This is a genomic window from Luteimonas panaciterrae, from assembly GCF_020511115.1.
Taxonomy (GTDB): Bacteria; Pseudomonadota; Gammaproteobacteria; order Xanthomonadales; family Xanthomonadaceae; genus Luteimonas; species Luteimonas panaciterrae.
Genome location: NZ_JAJAVH010000003.1, coordinates 18731 through 41364 on the forward strand (window position 1 = coordinate 18731; position 22634 = coordinate 41364).

At 65.0% G+C, this 22634-nt stretch carries 21 protein-coding genes; 13 read left to right on the plus strand and 8 right to left on the minus strand.

The window, feature by feature from the left end; translation table 11 throughout:
• Nucleotides 1-20: 20 nt before the first annotated feature.
• Nucleotides 21-305: a hypothetical protein gene (locus LG367_RS04750; protein ID WP_226468088.1), complete on the plus strand. Its 285-nt coding sequence runs from the start codon at nt 21-23 to the stop codon at nt 303-305.
• A 367-nt stretch (nt 306-672) separates the two neighbouring features.
• Here the strand turns inward: LG367_RS04750 and LG367_RS04755 are convergent, their stop codons facing one another.
• Genes LG367_RS04755 through yidD form a run of 3 tightly spaced genes read right to left on the minus strand, consistent with a single transcriptional unit; the run spans nt 673 to nt 3096 of the window.
• A complete protein-coding gene (locus LG367_RS04755; protein ID WP_226468109.1) occupies nt 673-1491 on the minus strand; it encodes a M23 family metallopeptidase in 819 nt (272 codons plus the stop codon).
• A gap of 26 nt (nt 1492-1517) precedes the next feature.
• Nucleotides 1518-2864: a dihydroorotase gene (locus LG367_RS04760; RefSeq protein WP_226468089.1), complete on the minus strand. Its 1347-nt coding sequence runs from the start codon at nt 2862-2864 to the stop codon at nt 1518-1520.
• 10 nt (nt 2865-2874) lie between these two features.
• Entirely contained in the window at nt 2875-3096 is a 222-nt protein-coding gene (gene yidD, locus LG367_RS04765) for a membrane protein insertion efficiency factor YidD (RefSeq protein WP_226468090.1), read from the minus strand.
• Nucleotides 3097-3226: 130 nt separating this feature from the next.
• On the opposite strand from yidD, the gene dksA reads away from it, so the two are divergent.
• Complete coding sequence (gene dksA / locus LG367_RS04770; RefSeq protein ID WP_226468091.1) at nt 3227-4204, plus strand: RNA polymerase-binding protein DksA; 978 nt, start codon at nt 3227-3229, stop codon at nt 4202-4204.
• A gap of 89 nt (nt 4205-4293) precedes the next feature.
• On the opposite strand, the gene LG367_RS04775 is transcribed toward dksA, so the two are convergent.
• The 5 genes from LG367_RS04775 to cysS all read right to left on the minus strand — a co-directional run bounded on the left by LG367_RS04775 (nt 4294) and on the right by cysS (nt 9001).
• Nucleotides 4294-5181 carry an EamA family transporter gene (locus LG367_RS04775; RefSeq protein WP_226468092.1) on the minus strand — a complete coding sequence of 296 codons (888 nt, stop codon included), beginning with the start codon at nt 5179-5181 and terminating at the stop codon, nt 4294-4296.
• Between the two features lie 141 nt (nt 5182-5322).
• A complete protein-coding gene (locus LG367_RS04780; RefSeq protein WP_226468093.1) occupies nt 5323-5616 on the minus strand; it encodes a hypothetical protein in 294 nt (97 codons plus the stop codon).
• A gap of 128 nt (nt 5617-5744) precedes the next feature.
• On the minus strand, nt 5745-6950 hold the full coding sequence (locus tag LG367_RS04785; RefSeq protein WP_264179791.1) for an MFS transporter: 1206 nt from the start codon (nt 6948-6950) through the stop codon (nt 5745-5747).
• A gap of 44 nt (nt 6951-6994) precedes the next feature.
• A complete protein-coding gene (locus LG367_RS04790; RefSeq protein ID WP_226468095.1) occupies nt 6995-7438 on the minus strand; it encodes a SufE family protein in 444 nt (147 codons plus the stop codon).
• Nucleotides 7439-7633: 195 nt separating this feature from the next.
• A complete protein-coding gene (gene cysS, locus LG367_RS04795) occupies nt 7634-9001 on the minus strand; it encodes a cysteine--tRNA ligase (RefSeq protein WP_226468096.1) in 1368 nt (455 codons plus the stop codon).
• Nucleotides 9002-9125: 124 nt separating this feature from the next.
• On the opposite strand from cysS, the gene LG367_RS04800 reads away from it, so the two are divergent.
• The 11 genes from LG367_RS04800 to LG367_RS04850 all read left to right on the plus strand — a co-directional run bounded on the left by LG367_RS04800 (nt 9126) and on the right by LG367_RS04850 (nt 22001).
• Nucleotides 9126-9644, plus strand: coding sequence for a hypothetical protein (locus tag LG367_RS04800; protein ID WP_226468097.1), 519 nt, complete (start codon nt 9126-9128; stop codon nt 9642-9644).
• 271 nt (nt 9645-9915) lie between these two features.
• Nucleotides 9916-10965, plus strand: a complete 1050-nt coding sequence (locus LG367_RS04805; protein ID WP_226468098.1) for an N-acetylornithine carbamoyltransferase — start codon at nt 9916-9918, stop codon at nt 10963-10965.
• 89 nt (nt 10966-11054) lie between these two features.
• On the plus strand, nt 11055-12278 hold the full coding sequence (locus LG367_RS04810; RefSeq protein ID WP_226468099.1) for an argininosuccinate synthase: 1224 nt from the start codon (nt 11055-11057) through the stop codon (nt 12276-12278).
• A gap of 11 nt (nt 12279-12289) precedes the next feature.
• A complete protein-coding gene (locus tag LG367_RS04815; protein ID WP_226468100.1) occupies nt 12290-13378 on the plus strand; it encodes an acetylornithine deacetylase in 1089 nt (362 codons plus the stop codon).
• Nucleotides 13365-14696, plus strand: a complete 1332-nt coding sequence (locus LG367_RS04820; RefSeq protein ID WP_226468101.1) for an acetylglutamate kinase — start codon at nt 13365-13367, stop codon at nt 14694-14696. Before LG367_RS04815 ends, LG367_RS04820 begins: the two co-directional genes overlap by 14 nt.
• A complete protein-coding gene (locus LG367_RS04825) occupies nt 14693-15310 on the plus strand; it encodes a GNAT family N-acetyltransferase (protein ID WP_226468102.1) in 618 nt (205 codons plus the stop codon). Before LG367_RS04820 ends, LG367_RS04825 begins: the two co-directional genes overlap by 4 nt.
• On the plus strand, nt 15307-16269 hold the full coding sequence (argC, locus tag LG367_RS04830) for an N-acetyl-gamma-glutamyl-phosphate reductase (protein ID WP_226468103.1): 963 nt from the start codon (nt 15307-15309) through the stop codon (nt 16267-16269). Before LG367_RS04825 ends, argC begins: the two co-directional genes overlap by 4 nt.
• Nucleotides 16262-17569 carry an argininosuccinate lyase gene (gene argH / locus LG367_RS04835; protein WP_226468104.1) on the plus strand — a complete coding sequence of 436 codons (1308 nt, stop codon included), beginning with the start codon at nt 16262-16264 and terminating at the stop codon, nt 17567-17569. Before argC ends, argH begins: the two co-directional genes overlap by 8 nt.
• Nucleotides 17566-18699 carry a glutamate 5-kinase gene (gene proB / locus LG367_RS04840; protein ID WP_226468105.1) on the plus strand — a complete coding sequence of 378 codons (1134 nt, stop codon included), beginning with the start codon at nt 17566-17568 and terminating at the stop codon, nt 18697-18699. The genes argH and proB overlap by 4 nt, the downstream gene beginning before the upstream one ends.
• A gap of 47 nt (nt 18700-18746) precedes the next feature.
• A complete protein-coding gene (locus tag LG367_RS04845) occupies nt 18747-20000 on the plus strand; it encodes a glutamate-5-semialdehyde dehydrogenase (RefSeq protein WP_226468106.1) in 1254 nt (417 codons plus the stop codon).
• Nucleotides 20001-20141: 141 nt separating this feature from the next.
• Nucleotides 20142-22001, plus strand: a complete 1860-nt coding sequence (locus tag LG367_RS04850; RefSeq protein WP_425490920.1) for a CocE/NonD family hydrolase — start codon at nt 20142-20144, stop codon at nt 21999-22001.
• The last annotated feature ends 633 nt before the right edge of the window (nt 22002-22634 follow it).

Genomic DNA, 22634 nt, shown 5'->3' on the forward strand with positions numbered 1-22634 from the left:
GAAGGGCTTGGCGGCCTTGGTTGTTGTTTGTCGTCCCAGCGGAAGCTGGGATCCATTTGGCTTTTGTCTTTGCTCTTGCCGTTAAAAAGCAAAAGCGTTTCGTCCGCTACGCGGCCGAGTTCATTTCTTTTGATAAGCGTCAAAAGAAACGAACCAAAGAAAAACGCTTTCCCCGACGAAGCAGCCCCAGGGTTTCATTGCTATCAGGATTTTTCGACTCGCCCTCCTGGCTCGGTCGAAAAACGGCGCACATCCCTGTGCGCCGCCCTCCGGGTCTCCGGGAGCTGAAGGTGATTCATCTTTAGACGCGAAATGCTAAAGAGAAGCTGAGCAAAGCTTTTGCTCTTGGCTGCTAAGAATCTTTGCGAGCCGCGATGTGCCTAGACCCAAAGGGCGGCGGGCAGGATGCCCGCCGTTTTCCGACCGAGCCATGGATGGCGAGTCGGAAAATCCTGGGGTACTTCCCGCGTTGGGATTGCTGTGTCGAGAAAAGCGTTTTTCTTTGGTTCGTTTCTTTGATTCGCGCCATCCATGGCGCTCATCCCTTCGGGGCCGGCTTCGCCGTTCGCACGCGCTCCTGCGCGTGCAGTGACGCTTATCAAAAGAAATGAACTAGCCCCTTCAGGGGCGAAATGCTTTTTCTAAGACTTCAAGTGAAGTCAAACCCCCAAGCTAGCGACTACCAACCCTCTCCAACACCAGCAGCGGATCAATCCGCACATCAAACCAGTTCATCCCCCAGTGCAGATGCGGCCCGGTCGCGCGTCCAGTCGCGCCCACGGCGGCAACGATCTGCCCCTGCTGCACGCGATCGCCAACCTTCACATCGATCCGCGACAGATGCAGGAAGTTGCTGCTCACGCCATGGCCATGGTCGATCAGCAGCGTGCCGCCGGTGAGGTAGAGATCGGGTGCGGCGAAGGTCACCACACCGGCGGCCGGTGCCTTGACCGGTGTGCCCGCCGCAACGGCGATATCCATGCCCGAATGTCCCGCGCCGGGTTGTCCGTTGTATACGCGCGCATTGCCGAAACGGCCACTGATGCGACCCTGCACGGGCCAGATGAAGGGCTGGGCGAAGTCGCCGCGGTCGTCGTCGCGCAGTCGCGCGGCGGTGACCAGGGCCTGTTCGCGTTCGATGCGTTTGGCGATCTCGGGCGGCGGGTTGACGGTCTTCGGTGGGACGCCGTTGACGTGTTCCACCGGCCAGTCGCGTGGCGTCACCGTGATCGAGACGGTGTCGTCATGACCATCGGCGCGACGCACCTGGATCGAAAGCGGCCCTTTCTCGTCACGTCCGACGCCGAACACCACCGTGCCGTAGGGCGTCGGCCGCAGATCGCGACCGGCATAGTGGACATGGCTGCCGGCGGGCACCTTGCCGAGCACCAGAGCGCCCTGCGAGACGGAGGTGGGGAAGACGACGCGCTGATCGGCGGTGTCCTGCGCGGCCGCCACGCCGAAGCAGGCGGTGAACAGCAGTATCGGAATGACGAAGATCGCCCGCAGCGTCGACCTCAACGCGCGAACTCCAGTCGCTGGCCCCGCGGTTCGCCGATCAGTCGCGAGCCATCCCACGCCAGCTCGCCGTTGACCCAGGTGGAGGCGATGCGCGAACGGAACGTCGTGCCTTCGAACGGCGACCAGCCGCACTTGGACAGCACGTCCTCGCGCCGCACCGTGAAGGGTGTGTCCTCGACCAGCACCAGATCGGCGTGATAACCCTCGCGCAGGTAGCCGCGTTCCTTCACGTCGAACAACTGCGCCGGTGCATGCGCGAACTTCTGCACGACCTGAGTGGTGCTCAGGCGGCCTTCGTGCACCAGTTCCAGCGCCGCGACCAAGGCGTATTGCACCAGCGGCAGGCCGCTGGGTGCGCGGGTGTACGGCTGCGACTTTTCTTCCAGCGTATGCGGTGCATGGTCGGTGGCGAGTACGTCGATCACATCCGAGGCGAGGGCGCGGATCAGCGCCTCGCGATCGCTCGCGTCCTTGATCGCCGGATTGCACTTGATGAGATGGCCGAGGCGGGCATAGTCGGCGCGATCGAAGCGCAGGAAATGGATGCAGGTTTCCGCGGTGATGCGCTTGCGCACGCCATTGCCGTCGATCAGCGGGCCTGGCGTGAACAGGGCCAGTTCGTCGGCGGTGGAAATGTGCAGCACGTGCAGGCGCGTGTCGTGCTTGCGCGCGAGCGAGAGCGCGAGCTGCGTCGATTTCATGCAGGCTTCGCGCGAACGGATGTCCGGGTGCTTGTCGGCGGGAATGTCGTCGCCGTATTCGGCGCGATATTTCGCCAGCAGCGCGTCGATCATCGGCGTGTCTTCGCAGTGGGTGATGATCGGGGTCGGCGCTTCGCGGAAGATGGCGTCCAGCGTGTCGGGGTTGTCCACCAGCATGTTGCCGGTGGAAGCGCCCATGAACACCTTGATGCCCGGCGCGGCCAGCGGATCGAGGCTGCGCACGTCGGCGAGGTTGTCGTTGCTCGCGCCGAAGTAGAAGCCGTAGTTGGCGCGGGCGCGTCCGGCGGCGCGGCGGTATTTGTCCTCCAGCGCGGCAGCGTTGAGCGTCGGCGGGCTGGTATTGGGCATGTCCATGAAGCTGGTCAGCCCGCCGGCCACCGCCGCAGCCGATTCGGTGGCGATATCGGCCTTGTGTTCGAGGCCGGGTTCGCGGAAGTGCACCTGATCGTCGATCATGCCCGGCAGCAGGCGGCGGCCGCGCGCGTCGATCACGGTCTCGCCCTCGCGGGCACTCAGGCCGCTGCCGATGGCCTCGATGCGGCCGTGCGCGATGCGCAGGTCGCCATCGGATTCGCGCCCGTCGCTGACGAGGCGGGCGTTGACGATCAAGGTATCGGCCATGCGGAGTCCTTTAGGAGTGGGGCGGGACAGGGTCGTGCCCGCCCGGATGCAGCGGATGGCAGCGGCCGATGCGGCGGATCGCCAGCCAGCCGCCACGCCAGGCGCCAAAACGGGCGATGGCTTCTATGGCGTATTCCGAGCAGGTCGGCACAAAACGGCAGCGCTGGCCGAGCAGGGGACTCAGCCAACGTTTATAGCCGCGTAGCAGGAGAATAAGGAGGCGGTCGATCACGGCGGGTGAATGGGGCTCACCGCATACTGCCGCGGTTGCCGCTGTCAGCCGAGAAGGGTATAACAGCGCGCTTTCCCGTCCAAGGGAATCCTCTCCCATCCGGGGGAAAATCAGGAAGGATTGCAGCAAAGTGGCAGTGAAGAAACCCGCGAAAAAGGCCGCCAAGGCCGCCAAGAAGCCCGCAAAGCCCGTCGCCAAGAAGGCCGCCGTCAAGAAGCCCGTTGCCAAGCCGGCGGCGAAGAAAGCCGTGGCCAAGAAGTCGGCGCCTGCGAAGAAGGTCGTCGCCAAGAAGCCGGCTGCCAAGAAAGTGGCTCCGGCGACCAAGAAGGCGCCGCCGCCAGCCAAGGCGGTGAAGAAGGCCCCGGCCCCGGCAAAGCCGGCCGCCAAGCCTGCTGCCGCCGCCGCGAAGCCGGCACCGGTGAAGAAGGCTCCGGTTCCCGCGCCTGCCCCCGAGAAAAAGCAGCCGGCCCCGCCGACGCGCGCCGCGACGCCAGCGCCGGCAGTCGCCGAGAAGAAGCCGGCTCCCGCCAAGGCACCCGCCGCCAGCGAAACCAACAGCAAGCCCGTCGCCGTCAAGTCGGCGTTCGCGCCGCGCCCGGTAGGCAAGGTGGCCGTGGCCATCGCGGCCAAGCCGACCACGCCCGCGCCGAAGGTCAAGGTCAAGGTGGTGCCGTACAAGACCGACAAGGCCAGTGGCCGTCCGATCGTCCCCGACGGCTACAAGCCGAGCGTGGACGAGGAATACATGAGCCCGCTGCAGGTCGAGTACTTCCGCCAGCGCCTGCTGCAGTGGCGTGCGGACCTGGTCGAGGAATCCAAGCAGACCATCGAGAACCTCAAGGACGAAGTGCGCGACGTCGGCGACGAAGCCGAACGCGCCACCCGCGAAACCGAGAACTCGCTGGAACTGCGCACCCGCGACCGCTACCGCAAGCTGATCGGCAAGATCGACAGCACGCTCAAGCGTCTGGATGCCGGCGAATACGGCTACAGCGTCGATTCGGGCGAGGAGATCGGCCTGGAGCGCCTGGAAGCGCGCCTCACCGCCGAGCGCACCATCGACGAACAGGAACGCTGGGAACATCTGCAGAAGCAGATCGGCGACTGATCCAGAACTGAAGAACGCCTGTTCTTCCGCTCGTCATCCCGGCTTCCACCGGGATGACGATTTGTTTTTAGGCACCTCAAGCGCCGACGTCATTCCCGTGTACTGACCACGGCTCCGACACTGGCGCAGATCACGAAGAGAATGCCCGCCATCTGTTGCAGGCTCAGCGGCTGCTGCAGGATGAGATAACCGGCGAGCGCGCCGATGCCGGGTTCGGCGCTCATCAGCACGCCGAACGTCGCCGAGGGCAGCCGGCGCAGCGCCATCATTTCCAGCGCATACGGCAGCAGTGGCGTCAGGATCGCGAGGCCGAACGTCTGCAGCATCAGCCCGTCGGGAATGTGGAGGCGGGTTTCGTACACGCCGAAGGGTGTCGCGATCAGTGCCGCGGCCGCGAGCGAGATCGCCAGTCCTTCCAGACCATGGAAGGCTTGCCCGATGCGCTTGCTCAGCAGGATGTAGGCCCCCCATCCCACGGCAGCGATAAGCGCGAAGCCGAAGCCGACCAGATCGACGCTCCAGCCTTCGCGAGTCCGCACCAGCAGAAGCACACCGGCGAAGGCAAGCAACAGCCAGACCAGGCGCCAGCTGCGCGCGAATCCCAGCGCTGCCACCCCGAGCGGCCCCACGAACTCGATCGCCACGACCAGGCCGAGCGGCACGCGCGTGATCGCCACGAAGAACGAGAGCGTCATCATCGCGATCGCGGCGCCGAGCGCCAGCGCGGCGAGGATCTCCTTGCCGTGATAGCGGCGGAAATCTGGGCGCACCACCACGCACAGGAGGAGTGCCGCCCACACGAGCCGTCCCCAGGTCGTGGCGAAGGGCCCGTAGTCGTGCATGGTCGGCTGCGCCAGCGCGGCGCCCAACTGCACCGAGATCATGGAACCGACGGCCATGAGGGCGGCGCTGCCCGAGCGCGAGGCGGGTGGCTTGGTGTCGGCTGCGGCGTTGGTGCGATCGTTCTGCAAACTCATCTCCGAGGTTCGCTGTCGCCAGTTAAACATGCCGAGCCAGCGGAGGGCAGGCGGATTGACCTAATTGAGTGGCTTTGATCGTCCGCTGAAACAAAAAAGCCCCGCATGGCGGGGCTTTCGTCTTGCACAGCGCGGAGATGCTCACCACCAGCAGTTCTCGTAGCAGCGCTGGTAGCCTTCCTCGCAATTCTCGCGACCGATCTCCGGGCACTCTTCCTGCCAGTATTCCCGGCACAAGCGGAAGCAGGCTTCGTATGGTGTTTCTTCGTCATCGAAGGACAGCGCGCGCGGTGCCGGGGCCTTGCCTTCCAGCGCCGCCGACAGTTGGGCGAGATCGCCGGCCGGTGCGTTGCGTTCGTCGGCGGATGCGACGGTGAGCGCGGAAGCGGCGATCAGCATGAGCGCGCAGACCGAGGCACGAATGCCTTTCAACATGGTTCTCTCCTATTTTGAAGTTGCCTGTCGCCGCATTCCCCCAAGAGTGCGGCCGCGCGAGTATGCATGCGCCGATGCGACATCGCCGTGACTGGCATCGTTGGAGATGTGACGGCGGTTGCCGTTGTTTATTGCAGATCGCGCAGATCGAGCCTGCGCAGTCTCGGCGCTTTCCAAGTCGTGATCCCGACCACGCCCAGCGTGACGAATCCGCCCACGATCACCGCAGGCACCAGGCCGAGCAATCGCGCCATCACGCCGTCGTAGAAGGCGCCGAGTTCGTTCGAGGAGCCGATGAAAATGCCGTTGATCGAGGAAACGCGGCCACGCATGTCGTCGGGCGTGACCAATTGCATGATGGTCGAGCGCATCACCACCGAGACGCCGTCGCACATGCCATAGGCCACTAGGATCGCCGCCGACAGCCAGAATTGCCGCGACAGCGCGAACGCGATCGTGCACAGGCCGAAGCAGGCGACGGCGATCAGCAGCACGCGGCCCGCATGCTTCTGCAACGGATGTCGCGCCAGCCACAGCGCGACCACGATCGAACCCAGCGCCGGCGCGCCGCGCAGGATGCCGAGGCCCTCCGGTCCGTAATGCAGGATGTCGTGGATGAAGGCGGGCAGCATCGACATCGCGCCGCCGAGCAGCACCGAGAACATGTCCAGTGCCATCGCCGCGAGCATGATCTGGTTGCCGAACACGAAGCGCAGACCTTCGCCGATGCTGGAGAAGATCGGCGCGCGCTGCAGCAGCTGCGGCGGCTCGGTGACGCGCATCGACGCCAGCGCGGCGACGGCCAGCAGCGCGATAGCGGCGCCCGTGCCGTAGGCGGCCGCCTTGCCGGCCACGCCAACCAGCGCACCACCGAGCGCCGGCCCGATCACCAGGCCCGTCTGGAACACGACGCTGCCAAGGCTGGCACCGCGCGTGAACTGCTTGCGCGGCAGCACGCGCGCGAATAGCGCGTTATAGACCGGACCGAGGAACGCACGCACCATGCCGGTGAAGGCGATCGCCACATAGATCGGCCACACGCCCACGATCGGGAGCAGGCCGATCGTCAACACCATCAGCAGCAACGGCGTCAGCGCCAGGCCGAGACAGGCCACCATGCCGAGCTTGCGTCGCGGCAAATGATCGACGAGATAACCGGCGAACGGCGCCACGCAGAAATACGGCAGCACTTCCGCCAATCCGATCAGGCCGAGCGCGAACGGCTGGCGCGTGACTTCGTAGACGTGCCAGCCGACGGTGACCGCGACGATCTGGTACGACAGCATCGTGCAGATGCGGTACAGCATCAGCGACAGGAAGCCGCGGTTGCGCAGTGGCGAAACAGCTTCCGCCCCAACGGCGGCGGAAGCGTCGGTGTTCACAGTTTGCGCTGTGCCGTGTCGCGGATGTAGGCGAGCAGCGCCGCCAGCCCATTGCTGCGCGTCGGCGACAGATGCTTGGCCAGGCCGACGGCGGCGATGTAGTCAGGCGAGGTATCGAGGATCTCTTGCGCGCTGCGTCCCGAGTACACACGCAAGGCGAGAAAGATCAGGCCGGAGACGATGGCCGAATCGCTGACCGCCGCGAAATCGAGTCGTGAGGCATCCCCGGACGGCACGATCCAGACCAGCGATTGGCAGCCGTGCAGACGATGTTCTTCCGTCTTCCATGCTTCGGGGAAGGCCGGCAGCTTGCGGCCCAGGTCGATCAGATACTGGTAACGCTCGGACCAGTCGCCGAAGAAGGCGAACTCGTCCTTGATCGCGGCCTGGGCTTCGGTCGCGGTGGCTTCGAGCGGGAACAGGGGAGCGGTAGCGTTCATTACGGCAACAATGGGGGATAAAAGTGCTTATGCAACGGCTTCAGCTTTTCCCTTCTCCCCTCGGGAGAAGGTGCCCCGCAGGGGCGGATGAGGGCGGGAGGATGACTTGCGAGAAAACGTACATCGGTCAGTGATTTCCTTCCCTCATACGGCGCTTCGCGCCACCTTGCCCCAGAGGGGGAAGGAAAAGCGGGGTTACGCGCGCTTCCAGCGCACGCCTTGCGGCGTGTCCTCCAGCAGGATGCCTTCGGCGGCCAGTTGGTCGCGGATCGCATCGGCGCGGGCGAAGTCGCGGTTCTTCTTCGCGGCCGCGCGTTCGTCGATCAGGCCCTGAATGCGTTCGTCGTCGTCTTCCGACACGCCGCGCGCGAACCAGTCCGCGGGCGGCTGCTGCAACAGGCCGAGCGCCAGTCCGGCGCCGAGCAGCTGCGATTTCAGGCGGCGTTTGGCTTCCACGTCGTCGGTCTTGCGCGCATCGGCGGCAATGGCCGAGAGTTCGGCCAGCGCCTGCGGCGTGTTGAGATCGTCTTCGAGCGCCGCTTCGACGACTTCCGGGATCTCGGGCGCCGCCTCGATGTCCACCAGATCGCGCAGCGTGCCGTACAGCCGATCCAGTGTGCGGATGCTTTGCTCGATCAGCGCCGGCGACCAGTCCAGCGGCTGCCGGTAGTGCGCCGACAGCAGCGCGTAGCGCAGCGCCTCGGGCGGGTGTGCGCGCACGAGGTCGTGCACCTTCTCGATGTTGCCCAGCGACTTCGACATCTTCGCGCCGGCGAAATTGAGCATGCCGTTGTGCAGCCAGAACCGCGCGAAGGTCTTGCCGCCGTGCGCGCATTCGCTCTGTGCGATCTCGTTCTCGTGATGCGGGAACTGCAGGTCGACGCCGCCGGCATGGATGTCGATGGTGTCGCCCAGATGCGCGGCGGCCATGGCCGAGCATTCGATGTGCCAGCCAGGGCGGCCGCGTCCCCAGGGCGACTCCCAGCCGGGGAGATCGTCGCTGGAAGGCTTCCAGAGCACGAAATCGCCGGGGCCGCGCTTGTACGGCGCCACTTCGATGCGGGCGCCGGCCAGCATGTCCTCGGGATCGCGGCGCGAGAGCTTGCCGTAGCCGTCGAAGGTATCGACCGCGAACAGCACATGGCCTTCGGCGGCGTAGGCGTGGCCATTCGCGATCAGCGTCTCGATCATGGCGATGATCTGCGCGACGTGGCGCGTGGCCTCGGGTTCGATGTCCGGAGGCGTGACGCCGAGCGCGGCCATGTCCTCGCGATAGGCGGCAGCGAAACGATCGGTGATCGCGCTGATCGGCACACCTTGTTCGCCGGCGGCCGCGTTGATCTTGTCGTCGATGTCGGTGATGTTGCGCGCGTACTTCAGCGCCCCGAAGCGCCGGCGCAGCAGCGCGGCCAGCACGCCGAACACCACGGGGCCGCGGGCGTTGCCGATGTGCACGTAGTTGTAGACGGTCGGGCCGCAGACGTACATCGTCGGGCAGGCCGGGTCTAGGGGCACGAACGGGTCGACCCTGCGGGTCAGGGTGTTGAAAAGACGCAGGCTCATCGGGAGGAGAGGCGGGAGGAGCAGGGATTCTACCGGCCGGGGCGGAGCCATGACAGCCGAGATTCAGCCCCCGTCGCGAAACGAGCACCTACACTGCTGCCATCCCGGATTCCGTCCAAGGTTAATGCCACACAGCCGTCTCCTTACCACCGTCGTGTTGCTTGCCGCCGTGGCGCTCCCGGCGGCGGGGCAGGAACTGGTGATGCCTCAGCCGGAGAACGTGCGCACCGAGTTCGCGCAAGTGCTGCGGGCGCAGCCGATCTACCAGACCCTGCGCGCCACCGGCATGACGGAGGAATGCGAGGAGCCGACACGGGCGGAGAAGCGCAAGAACAAGCCGGAAAACGGCGAGGAGCCGCGCGGTTTCATGAAGTTCCTGGATTCGGTCAAGGGCGTCTTCACGTCCGATTCCAATGCCGAAACCCGGCAGCCGGAGGAGGAGACGGCGGGCACGCCGCCCGCCAAGGGCCGCAAGTGCCGGCTGGTGCCGGTCGACAAGGAATTCCGCCGGCCGATCGCCTACGACGTCGATTACGTCCATCACGGCATCAAATACCGGTCGCGCCTGCCATACGATCCGGGCAACCGCCTGCGCGTGCGGGTGTCGGTGACCCCGATCGTGGCCGGTACCGACAACGACTAGGCAAACCATCGCCGGGCCGAGCGGGGTTTCTTGCGTGCTCCGCCGCCCCATGCGACCATGCGCACACGATGCGCCAGACCCTTGCCGCCGCCGACATCCTCACCTCCGCCCGCATGGCGGCCGGAATGACGTCGCGCGCGCGCCGACCGGAAACCCGATTGCTCGCTGGGTAAGCCGGAGGCGGTTTCGCGTCTCGAGCTAGAAACCCGGCGAATGCCGGGTTTTTTCGTTTATGTGTTATGCGGGTCCCTCCGCAAGAGCCCGCACTTTCATGTGCGGACTTTTCAATGCAACAGCTAGGGTTCTTGCCACCATGAAGCACTTCCTCAACACCCAGGACTGGAGCCGCGCCGATCTCGATGCGCTGCTGACGCAGGCGGCGCTCTACAAGCGCAACAAGCTCGGCGATGCGCTGAAGGGCAAGTCCATCGCGCTCGTGTTCTTCAATCCGTCGCTGCGCACGCGGACCAGCTTCGAACTGGGCGCCTTCCAGCTCGGCGGGCATGCCGTGGTGCTGGCGCCCGGCAAGGACGCGTGGCCGATCGAGTTCGAACTCGGCACGGTGATGGACGGCGAGACCGAGGAGCACATCGCCGAGGTGGCGCGCGTGCTCAGCCGCTATGTCGACATGATCGGCGTGCGCGCCTTCCCGAAGTTCGTCGACTGGTCCGTTGACCGCCAGGACAAGGTGCTGGCCGGCTTCGCCAAGTACGCGACGGTGCCGGTGATCAACATGGAGACCATCACCCATCCCTGCCAGGAGCTGGCCCACGCCCTGGCGCTGCAGGAGCATTTCGGCACCGCCGACCTGCGCGGGAAGAAGTACGTCCTCACCTGGACCTACCACCCGAAGGCCTTGAACACGGCGGTCGCCAACTCCGCGCTGACCATCGCCACCCGCCTCGGCATGGATGTGACCCTGCTGTGTCCCACCGAGCAATACCTGCTCGACGAACGCTACATGGGCTGGGCACGCGACAACGTCCAGGAATCGGGCGGCTCGCTCACGATCAGCCACGACATCGACAGCGCCTATGCCGGCGCCGACGTCGTCTACGCCAAGAGCTGGGGGGCATTGCCGTATTTCGGCAACTGGGAGCCCGAGAAGCCCATCCGCGACCGTTACAAGCACTTCATCGTCGACGAGGCCAAGATGGCGAAGACCAACAACGCCGTCTTCAGCCACTGCCTGCCGCTGCGCCGCAACGTCAAGGCCACCGATGCGGTGATGGACTCCAAGAGCTGCATCGCCATCGAGGAAGCCGAAAACCGCCTGCACGTCCAGAAGGCGGTGATGGCCGCCCTGGCCGCACAGGGCTGACCCACCAGCGGCATCGGTGTCCAAAGACTGCAATCTGCCTGTTGTATCCCTTTCCGGTTTGCCCCCACCCCGTTATCACGAGTACCCCCATGACTGCTCCTCAATCTTCCGAACCCGGCGCCCAGGGCGACGTCGTCCTGGCGTTTTCCGGCGGCCTCGACACCAGTTTCTGCGTGCCTTACCTGCAGGAGCGCGGCTGGCGCGTGCATACCGTGTTCGCCGACACCGGCGGCGTGGATGAAGAGGAGCGCAAGTTCATCGAGGATCGCGCCGCGGAGCTGGGCGTGGCCAGCCACGTCACCGTCGATGGCGGCCCGGCGATCTGGGACGGCTTCGTCAAGCCGTTCGTGTGGGCGGGCGAGGCGTATCAGGGCCAGTATCCATTGCTGGTGTCCGACCGCTATCTCATCGTCGACGCCGCGCTTGCGCGCGCGCACGACCTCGGCACGAACGCGATCGCCCACGGCTGCACCGGCATGGGCAACGACCAGGTGCGCTTCGACCTGGCGGTGAAGGCCAGCGGCGACTACCGCATCCTCGCGCCGATCCGCGAAATCCAGAAGGAGCACACCGAGGTGCGCGCCTACGAGCAGAGTTATCTCGAGGAACGCGGCTTCGGCGTGCGCGCCAAGCAGAAGGCCTACACCATCAACGAGAATCTGCTGGGCCTGACCATGTCCGGCGGCGAGATCGACCGCTGGGAAGCGCCGGGCGAGGGCGCGCGCGGCTGGTGTGCGCCGCGCAGCGCCTGGCCGGTGGAGTCGCTGCGGACCACCGTGCGTTTCGTCGAAGGTGAAGCGGTGGCGCTCGACGGTGTCGAACTGCCCGGCGCCAAGCTGCTGGCCAAGCTCAACACCATGTTCGCGCAGTACGGCGTCGGCCGTGGTTTGTACACCGGCGACACCACCATCGGACTCAAGGGCCGCATCGTGTTCGAGGCGCCGGGCCTGACCGCACTGCTCGCCGCGCATCGCGCGCTCGAGGAAGCCGTGCTGAGCAAGCAGCAGAACCGCTTCAAGCCGGAGATCGGACGCAAGTGGGTGGAGCTGGTCTACGAAGGCTTCTTCCACGATCCGCTCAAGAGTGATCTCGAAGCCTTCCTCGCCACGTCGCAGAAGACCGTCAACGGCGAAGTCGTGCTGGAAACGCGCGGTGGACGCGTCGATGCCGTCGCCGTGTCCTCGCCGCACATCCTCAACGCCAAGGGCGCCACGTACGCGCAATCGGCGGACTGGGGCGTGGCCGAGGCCGAGGGTTTCATCAAGCTCTACGGCATGAGTTCGACGCTGTGGGCGGAAGTGAACCGAAAGTAATCGAGACCGACATGCTGCCTTCCGTCCTCGAACACCTCGCCGCGCTGGTGTCCTTCGATACTCGCAATCCGCCGCGTGCCATCGGCACCGGCGGTATCTTCGACTACATCCGCGCGCAGCTGCCGGATTTCCGCATCGACGTGCGCGATCATGGCGCCGGCGCGGTCACGTTGTTCGCCGTGCGCGGTGCGCCGAAGCGTTTGTTCAACGTGCATCTGGACACGGTGCCGAGTTCGCCGGCGTGGTCGGATGATCCGTTGAAGCTGCGCGTCACCGGCGATCGCGCCATCGGCCTCGGTGCCTGCGACATCAAGGGCGCCGCCGCCTGCCTGATCGCGGCCGCGAACGCGGTGCAAGGCGATGCCGCGTTCCTGTTCTCCACCGACGAGGAAGCCAACGATGCGCGCTGCATCGACGCTTTCCTCAAGACGGACCACGGCTTCGACGAAGTCCTGGTCGCCGAGCCGACGCAGTGCGAGGCGGTGCTCGCGCATCGCGGCATCGCTTCGGTGCGGATGGAGTTCAAGGGGCGGGCGGGGCATGCCTCCGGCGCCGAAGCCCTGCAGACCAGCGCACTGCATCAGGTGATCCGCTGGGGTTCGGACGCGCTCGCGCTCGTCACCGCCGAATCGCACCAGCGCTTCGGCGGACTCACCGGCCTGCGCTTCAACATCGGCCGCATCGACGGCGGCATCAAGGCCAACGTGATCGCGCCGCAGGCGGAACTGCGTTTCGGCTTCCGGCCGCTGCCGTCGCAAGGACTCGATGCTCTTCATGCGCGCTTCCACGCGCTCGCGCCCGAAGGCACGCTCTACGAACCGACCTTCCAGGGCTTGCCGCTGCCGGCCGGCGATACCGCTGATGCGGAAAACCGGCGCTTGATCGCGCGTGATCTCGCCGACGCGCTCGGCCTGCCGATCGGCAACGCCGTGGATTTCTGGACCGAGGCGGCGCTGTTCTCCGACGCCGGCCTCACCGCCGTCGTCTTCGGCCCCGGCGACATCGCCCAGGCGCATACCGCGGACGAGTGGGTGTCGCTCGAACAATTGCAGACTTACACGCAGCACGTTGCCCGGATCATCGAACATGCAAGCGCATAAACAGACCCGTCAAACCATCGTGCGCCTGCTCTCCAGCATGGCCAGCGCGAAGGAGATCAGCCAGTACCTCAAGCGCTTCTCGCAGCTGGATGCGAAGCGCTTCGCCGTGGTCAAGGTCGGCGGCGCGGTGTTGCGCGACGATCTCGACGCGCTGACCTCGTCACTGGCGTTCCTGCAACAGGTCGGCTTGACGCCGATCGTCGTGCATGGGGCAGGCCCGCAGCTCGACGAGGAACTGTCCGCCGCCGGCATCGAGAAGAAGACGGTGAACGGACTGCGCGTCACCTCGCCGGAAGCACTGGCGATCGTGCGCCGCGTGTTCCAGTCGTCGAACCTCAAGCTGGTCGAAGCCCTGCAAGCCGCCGACGCGCGTGCGACTTCGATCACCTCAGGCGTGTTCGAAGCCGAATACCTCGATCGCGACACTTATGGCCTGGTCGGTGAGGTGAAGCGCGTCAATCTGGCGCCGATCGAAGCCAGTCTGCAGGCCGGTTCGATCCCGGTGATCGCCAGTCTCGGCGAGACGCCCGGCGGGCAGATTCTCAATGTCAACGCCGATTTCGCCGCCAACGAGCTGGTGCAGGTACTGCAGCCGTACAAGATCATCTTCCTCACCGGCACAGGTGGGCTGCTCGACGAGAAGGGCAAGGTGATCGATTCGATCAATCTGTCGACCGAATACGAGCATCTGATGCAGCAGCCGTGGATCAACGGCGGCATGCGCGTGAAGATCGAACAGATCAAGGATCTGCTCGATGATCTGCCGCTGGCATCGTCGGTCTCGATCACGCGTCCGGCCGATCTTGCCAAGGAATTGTTCACCCACAAGGGGTCGGGCACGCTGGTGCGGCGCGGCGAACGCGTGCAGCGCGCCACGTCCTGGAGTGATCTGGATCTCGATCGCCTGCGCGGCCTGATCGAATCCAGCTTCGGCCGCCAGTTGGTGGATGACTATTTCGAACGCACCCGGCTGCTGCGCGCCTACGTCAGCGAGAACTACCGCACGGCCGTCATCCTGACCGAGGAGGACGGACTGCCGTATCTCGACAAGTTCGCCGTGCTGGACGATGCGCAGGGCGAAGGGCTCGGGCGCGCGGTGTGGCAGGTCATGCGCGAGGAGACACCGAAGCTGTTCTGGCGCTCACGCCACCATAACGCCGTCAACCATTTCTATTACGCCGAGTCCGACGGTTGCTACAAGCAGGAGAAATGGAAGGTGTTCTGGTACGGGCTGGAAAGCTTCGACGAGATCCAGCAGGCGGTGGCGCACTGCGCGACGCGTGAGCCGACCTTGTTTGATCGTGCGGTGGCGGCATGAGCCTGTGGTCGCAAGTGCCGACGCTGTGTGGCGAGCATGTCCTGCTGGAGCCGCTGGCCCAAGCGCATGCCGACGAATTGCGAGCATCGCTAGGGGATGGGGTGCTGTCGCGCGCCTGGTACACCAATGTGCCCAAACCCGAAACGGTGGACGCCTACGTTGCGGCGGCGTTGAAGATGCAGGCGGCCGGCGATGCGCTTGCATTCGTGGTGCGCGATGCAACAGGAGAAGTGGTCGGCAGTACGCGCTACTACGCCATGGAATCCGAAGTGCCGAAGCTGAGCATCGGCTACACGTGGTACGCGCCCCGCGTGCAGCGGACCGGGCTAAATACGGAGGCCAAGCTGCTGTTGCTGGGTTATGCCTTCGAAACATTGGGTTGCATCTCGGTGTTCTTCGAAACGAGTTGGTTCAACCATGCTTCGCGCGCGGCCATCGCGCGTCTTGGCGCCAAGCAGGATGGTGTGCTGCGAGGCCACAAACGTCATGCCGATGGCAGCATCCGCGACACCGTGGTGTTCTCGATCATCGAGTCCGAATGGCCAGCCGCGAGGCGGCATTTGCAATACAAGCTGGCGAATCACCGCGTCGGTGAAGGAGCGGGGCAGCCATGAGCAAGTCGGTCGGCATCGTCGGTGCGCGCGGCCATACCGGCGCGGAACTGATCCGGTTGATCGCGGGGCATCCACACTTCGACCTCGCCTTCGTGTCGTCGCGGGAACTCGACGGACAACCGGTCTCGGCGCATGTGGCCGAATATCGCGGCGATCTGCGCTACAGCGCACCCGCGCACAAAACTTTGCCGACGCTGGGTGCGGATGCCGTGGTCTTGGCGCTACCCAACGGCAAGGCCGGCGATTGCGTGGCGGCCTTCGATGCTGCGGGTGCCGGTCATGCTGATTCGGGGCCTGTGATCGTCGATCTTTCCGCTGATTACCGCTTCGACGATGCCTGGTACTACGGATTGCCGGAACTGACGCGCGACCGCTACGCGGGACAGAAGCGCATCAGCAATCCAGGCTGTTATGCCAGCGCGATGCAACTCGCCATCGCGCCGATGCTGGAACTGATCGACGGTCCGGTGCAGTGCTTCGGTGTTTCCGGCTACTCCGGTGCCGGCACCACCCCGTCGGATCGCAATGATCCCGATAAGCTGCGCGACAACCTGATGCCGTATTCGCTGGCCGATCACATGCACGAGCGCGAAGTGACGCGCCAGCTCGGGCGCCCGGTCGAGTTCATGCCGCATGTCGCGCCGCATTTCCGTGGGCTGACGATCACGGCCAACCTGCATCTGCGCGAAGAAGTAACGCTGGAAGACGCCAAGGCGCGTTATGTCGCGCACTACGCCGACGAACCGCTGGTGCAGGTGAGTGATCGCGCACCTTGGGTCAGCGAGATCGCCAACAAGCATGGCGTCGAGATCGGCGGCTTCACGCTGTCGCCGGACGGGCGCCGTCTGGTGGTCGTCTCCACACTCGACAACCTGCTCAAGGGCGCCGCGACGCAGGCGATGCAGAATCTCAACCTGGCCTTCGGCTTCAACGAATTTGAGGGCATTCCCGATGTCTGATCTGCTATGGCAAAAACCCGGCGTCACCGTCGATGCGGAAATCCAGGCATTCCTGGCCGGCGACGACGTGCTGCTCGACCGTGAGTTCTTCCTGCACGACATCGTGGCGAGCAAGGCGCACGCAGAAGGGCTGCAGCGTATCGGTATCCTGTCCGAGGACGAGCTTGGCGCGCTGTCACTGGAACTCGATGCGCTGGCGGCGGACTTTCGCAGCGGCGCCTTCGAGCTCGACGCGCGTTACGAAGATGGCCACAGCGCGATCGAGGCGCGCCTGACCGAGCGATTGGGCGATGCCGGCCGTCGCATCCACACCGGCCGCAGTCGCAATGATCAGATCCTCGTCGCCACTCGGCTCTGGCTGAAGGAAAAGCTGGCGCGCATCGATGCCTTGTGCATCGAAGTGGCCGGCATCGCGCTCGCGCGCGCGCAGGCGGAAGCCGACGTGCCGCTGCCTGGCTATACCCATCTGCAACGTGCCGTGGTGTCTTCGCTGGGCATGTGGTGGGCCGGCTGGGCCGAGGCCTACATCGACAACGCGCGCCGCGCGCGCGATACGCACGCCTGGATCGACGCCAATCCGCTCGGTACCGCGGCCGGCTACGGCGTGAACCTGCCGCTCGCGCGCGATGAGGTCACGGAAGCGCTCGGCTTCGCGCGTTTGCAGGTCTCGCCGCTCTACGCGCAGCTCTCGCGTGGAAAGTTCGAGATGGCGGCGATCGAGGCGCTCGGCAGTGCCACGCTCGATCTGCGCCGGCTGGCGTGGGATCTCAGTCTGTTCACCGCCGCCGAATTCGGTTTCGTGAAGTTGCCTCCGCAATACACCACCGGCAGTTCGATCATGCCGAACAAGCGCAATCCCGACGTGGTCGAACTGATGCGTGGCAGCCATGCCAGCGTCGCTGCCGCGCGCAGCGAGATCGAGCACCTGCTGTCACTGCCGTCCGGCTATCACCGCGATCTGCAGACGAGCAAGGGCGCGCTGTTCCACGCTTTCGGCAAGGGCGTACCGGCGCTGGCGCTGCTGCCGGACCTGCTGCGCAATCTGGAGTGGAACCAGCAGCGGATGCAAGCGGCGATCGAGCCGTCGATGTACGCCACCGATCTGGCGATCGATCTGGCGAAGCAGGGCGTACCGTTCCGGGATGCCTACAAACAGGCCGCCGATCCGCAGCGCTGGGCGGGCGGCGATCCCGCGGCCAGCCTCGCGGCGCGTATTTCGCCGGGTGCGGCTGGTGACTTGCGTCTGGACGTGCTGCGCGCGCGTCTGGATGAACTCATCGAAACGAAGCAGGACGCATGAGCGGTTTCACCGAACAACAACTGCCGCCCTGGCGACGCGCCGTGCTCAAGGTGGGCAGCAGCTTGCTGGCTGCCAACGGCGGTGGGTTGTCGCCGCATTACGCCGAGGCGATCGCGGGGTTCGTAGCTGCAAGCCATCGCGCGGGCCGCGAGGTGGTGATTGTTTCTTCCGGGGCGGTGGCCGCGGGACGTGCGATCGCGCATCGGCAGCCGGCGCCGGGCGCGGCGATGGCCGAGCGTCAGGCGTTGGCCGCGCTCGGGCAGGCGCAGCTGATGGGTTTCTGGCAAGGATTCTTCGACCGCCCCGTGGCGCAGGTGCTGTTGACGCACGATGACCTGCGCAATCGCCGCCGTTATTTGAATGCGCGTGCCACGCTGGGCGAACTGTTGCGTCGATCGGCGCTGCCGATCGTCAACGAGAACGACACGGTCTCCGTCGACGAATTGAAACTCGGCGACAACGACACGCTCGCGGCGATCGTCGCCGCGCTCGTGGATGCGGAAGTGCTGTTCATCGCCACGGACATCGACGGCCTCTACGATGCCGATCCGCGTACCGATCGCAATGCCAAGCCGGTCGAGGTCGTTGCGCAACTCAGCGCATCGCTGCTGGCCGTCGCGGGCGGAGCGGGCAGTTCCGTGGGAACCGGCGGCATGCGCACCAAGCTGGAAGCGGCGCAACGCGCGGCGGCGGCCGGTGTGGCGACGGTGCTGTTCAACGGCACGCGCGCGGACGTGCTCGAAGGCCTGGCGCGCGATCGCCTGACCGGCACACGCATCCACGCCGCGCGCAGCCGCCTGGCCGCGCGCAAGCACTGGCTGCAGAACGCGCCTGCCGAACCCGGTGGCATCTTCGTCGATGATGGCGCCGCGCATGCGGTGATCGAGAAAGGCGCGTCGCTGCTGCCCGGTGGCGTCCTGGATGCCCAGGGCGATTTCCGCCGTGGCGACATGGTAGAGGTGCGTTGGCGCAACGAACGTGGCGAGCAGCGCATCGCACGCGGCGTGAGCCAGTATTCCGCGGCCGATATCCGCCGCATCGCGCGCCGCCATTCGCGCGACATCGAGGCGACATTGGGGTACAACTACGGCGAGACGATCATCCATCGCGACGATCTGACGCTTTTGTAGGCTTCTTCCGCGAAAGGTGGATGGGTGAACGTTCGAGAGACACAGTCATGAGCGACATCAAGTCACAAGCCATCGCGTGTCGTGACGCCGCGCAAGCCGTCGCGCAGCTGTCCACGGACGACAAGAACGCCCTGTTGCGGGCGATGGCCGCCGCGCTCGAGGCCGACGAGGCTGCGATCCTCGCAGCCAATGCGCGTGATCTCGCGGCCGCGACGGAGAAGGGCATCACTGGCGCGATGCTTGACCGCCTGAAGCTGGATCCAAAACGCCTCGCCGGCATCGCCCAGGCGTTGCGCGAAGTGGCCGAGTTGCCCGATCCGGTCGGATTGATCACGCGCCGCGACACTCGTCCGAACGGCATCGGCATCGAGCGCGTGCGCGTGCCGTTGGGCGTGGTGGTGATGATCTACGAGGCGCGCCCCAACGTCACCGCGGACGCCGCAGCGTTGTGCCTGAAGGCGGGCAACGGCGTGATCCTGCGTGGCGGCAGTGAGGCCATCCATTCCAACACCGCGATCGCCACGGCACTGAAGCGGGCGCTGCGCGAGGCGGGAGTGCCGGATGCCGCGCTGACGCTGGTCGAGGATCTGAGCCGCGAGACGATGCTGGAACTGCTGCAACTCAACGATATCGTCGACCTCGCCATCCCGCGCGGAGGCGAGGGGTTGATTCGTTTCGTGGCCGAGCATGCGCGCGTGCCGGTGATCAAGCATTACAAGGGTGTCTGTCATCTGTTCGTGGATGCGAGCGCCGATCAGGAGCTTGCGTTGCGCCTGCTGCTCGACGGCAAGGTGTCGCGACCGGGGGTGTGCAATGCGCTCGAGACGTTGCTGGTGCATGTCGATATCGCCGCCGATTTCCTGCCGAAGGCGGCGGCGATGCTGCGCGAGCATGGGGTGGAACTGCGCGGCGACGAACGCACACAGGCCGCGATCGAAGGCATCAAACCCGCCAGCGATGACGATTACGCGGCCGAATTCCTCGATCTGATCATCGCGGTGCGGGTGGTCGATTCGCTGGACGAGGCCATCGCGCACATCCGCCGCTTCGGCTCTGACCACACCGAGGTCATCGCCACGCGCGATGAGGCCAATGCCGAGAAGTTCGTGCAGTCGCTGCGTGCCGCGGTGGTGATGGTCAATGCCTCGTCGCGTTTTTCCGACGGCGGCGAACTCGGCCTGGGGGCCGAGATCGGAATCTCCACCACGCGCCTGCATGCCTACGGGCCGATGGGCGCGGAGTCGCTGACGGTGGAACGCTTCGTCGTGCGCGGTACGGGACAGACGCGCAACCTGCCTTAGCGGGCATGCGGATATGCCATTCGTCACTGTGAAGCCCGGCGGCATGTGACATACAGTCGGCGCTTCCCTTCGGGAGGCACCTCCATGCGCGTTGCATCGATTCGTTGGCTGGTTCCCGCGTTGGCCGTCCTGCTCTCGGGCATGGCCTTTTCGCAGACCCCGCCGATGACGCCGGACATCACCGGCAAGAAGTTCGTCACCCCCACAAGCAGCTACGATTACGACAAGCGCGAGGTGATGATCCCGATGCGCGACGGCGTGAAGCTGCACACCGTGATCGTGGTGCCGAAGGGTGCGCGCAACGCGCCGATCCTGCTGACGCGCACGCCTTACGACGCCAGCGGGCGAGCCAGCCGCATGGATTCGCCGCGTATGATCGATGTGCTGCCGCAGGGTGACGAAGTGTTCGTGCAAGCGGGTTACATCCGCGTGTTCCAGGACATTCGCGGCAAGTACGGCTCGGAAGGCGACTACGTGGTGACGCGTCCACTGCGCGGACCGCTCAACAACACCAAGGTCGACCACGCCACGGATGCCTGGGACACCATTGATTGGCTGGTGAAACACCTGCCCGAGTCCAATGGCCGCGTCGGCATGATCGGATCGTCGTACGAAGGCTTCACCGTGGTGATGGCACTGGTCGACCCGCATCCGGCGTTGAAGGTGGCGGCGCCGGAAAGCCCGATGATCGATGGCTGGATGGGCGACGACTGGTTCAACTACGGCGCCTTCCGGCAGGTGAATTTCGGTTACTTCACCGGACAGACGTCGGCGCGCGGCAAGGGCGCATCGATCGTCAATTCGGCTTACGACGATTACACCAATCTGCTGCGCGCTGGCTCCGCCGGTGCCTATGCGAAAGCGAATGGGCTTGATCAGTTGCCGTACTGGCTCAAGATCAGCGAACACCCGAGCTATGACGCCTTCTGGCAGGAACAAGCGCTCGACAAGGTGATGGCGCGCACGCCGCTCAAGGTGCCCACGATGTGGCTGCAAGGCCTGTGGGACCAGGAGGACATGTGGGGAGCGATCCACAGCTACGCGGCGATGGAGCCGCGCGACAGCGGCAACAATCTCAATTATCTGGTGATGGGGCCCTGGCGTCACAGTCAGGTGAACTACGACGCTTCGTCGCTGGGTGCGCTGAAGTGGAACGGCGATACCGCGCTGCAGTTCCGCCGCGACGTGCTCAAGCCGTTCTTCGATCAGTATCTCGTCGAGGGCGCACCCAAAGCCGATACGCCGCCGGTGTTCATCTACAACACGGGCGAGAATCATTGGGATCGCTACACGGCGTGGCCACGCAGTTGCGAGCAAGGTTGTGGCGCGCAACCGAAACCACTGTACCTGCTTGCCGGCGGCAAACTGTCGTTCGACGCGCCAGTGGCGGGACAGGCCGAATACGACGAATATGTTTCCGATCCCGCCAAGCCGGTGCCGTTCGCGCAGCGGCCGGTGCGCTTCAGCGATCGCGACATGTGGACGACTTGGTTGGTGCAGGATCAGCGCTTCGTCGACGGCCGTACCGACGTGCTCACCTTCGTCAGCGAGCCGCTGACAGCGCCGCTGCGTATTGGCGGTGCGCCGCAGGTGAATTTGCAGGCCTCCACCAGCGGCAGTGACAGCGACTGGATCGTGAAGCTGATCGACGTCTATCCCGATCAGGTGGCCTCGAGCCCGGCGATGGGCGGATACGAACTGGCAGTCTCGCTGGCGATCTTCCGCGGCCGCTATCGCGAGAGTTTCGAGAAGCCGCAGGCGATCGCCTCCAACCAGACGCTGCTCTATCGCTTCGGACTGCCAACGGCCAACCACGTCTTCCTGCCGGGGCATCGCGTCATGGTGCAGGTGCAGTCGACTCTGTTCCCGTTGTACGACCGCAACCCGCAGACCTTTGTGCCGAACATCTTCTTTGCCAGGCCGGAGGATTATCGGAAGGCGACGCAGCGTGTGTGGCATACGCCGCAGCAGGCGAGTTTCATTAGTCTGCCGGTTATGTGAATTGTTTTTGGGGGGAGCAAAAGCGTTTCGTCCGCTGCGCGGCCGAGTTCATTTCTTTTGATAAGCGTCAAAAGAAACGAACCAAAGAAAAACGCTTTCCCCGACAAATCAGCCCCATAGCATCATTGCTACCAGGATTTTTCGACTCGCCATCCACGGCTCGGTCGAAAAACGGCGCACATCCTGTGCACCGCCCTCCGGGTCTCCAGGGTCTGAGGGTGGTTCGTCTTTAGAAGCGAAAGGCAAAGCTGAAGCCGAGCAAAGCTTTTTGCTCTTGGCGTCTAAACCTTGCGAGCCATGATTGCCTCTAGACCCGAAGGGCGGCGGGCAGGATGCCCGCCGTTTTCCGACCGAGCCATGGATGGCGAGTCGGAAAATCCTGGGGCGTTCTCCGCCATGGGATTGCTGTGTCGAGAAAAGCGTTTTTCTTTGGTTCGTTTCTTTTGGGGCTTACCAAAAGAAATGAACTCGCCCCGAAGGGGCGAAACGCTTCTGCTCTTCAACGAAGTTAGGGCCGGATGCCAAAAAAGGCCAGGCGTGACTCAATGCCGCCGCCCACCCTTAACAGCAGGCGTAAACATCTCCACCGCCAACGAAAACGTCCGCTGCTCATTCGGATGCAGCGCGCCAACC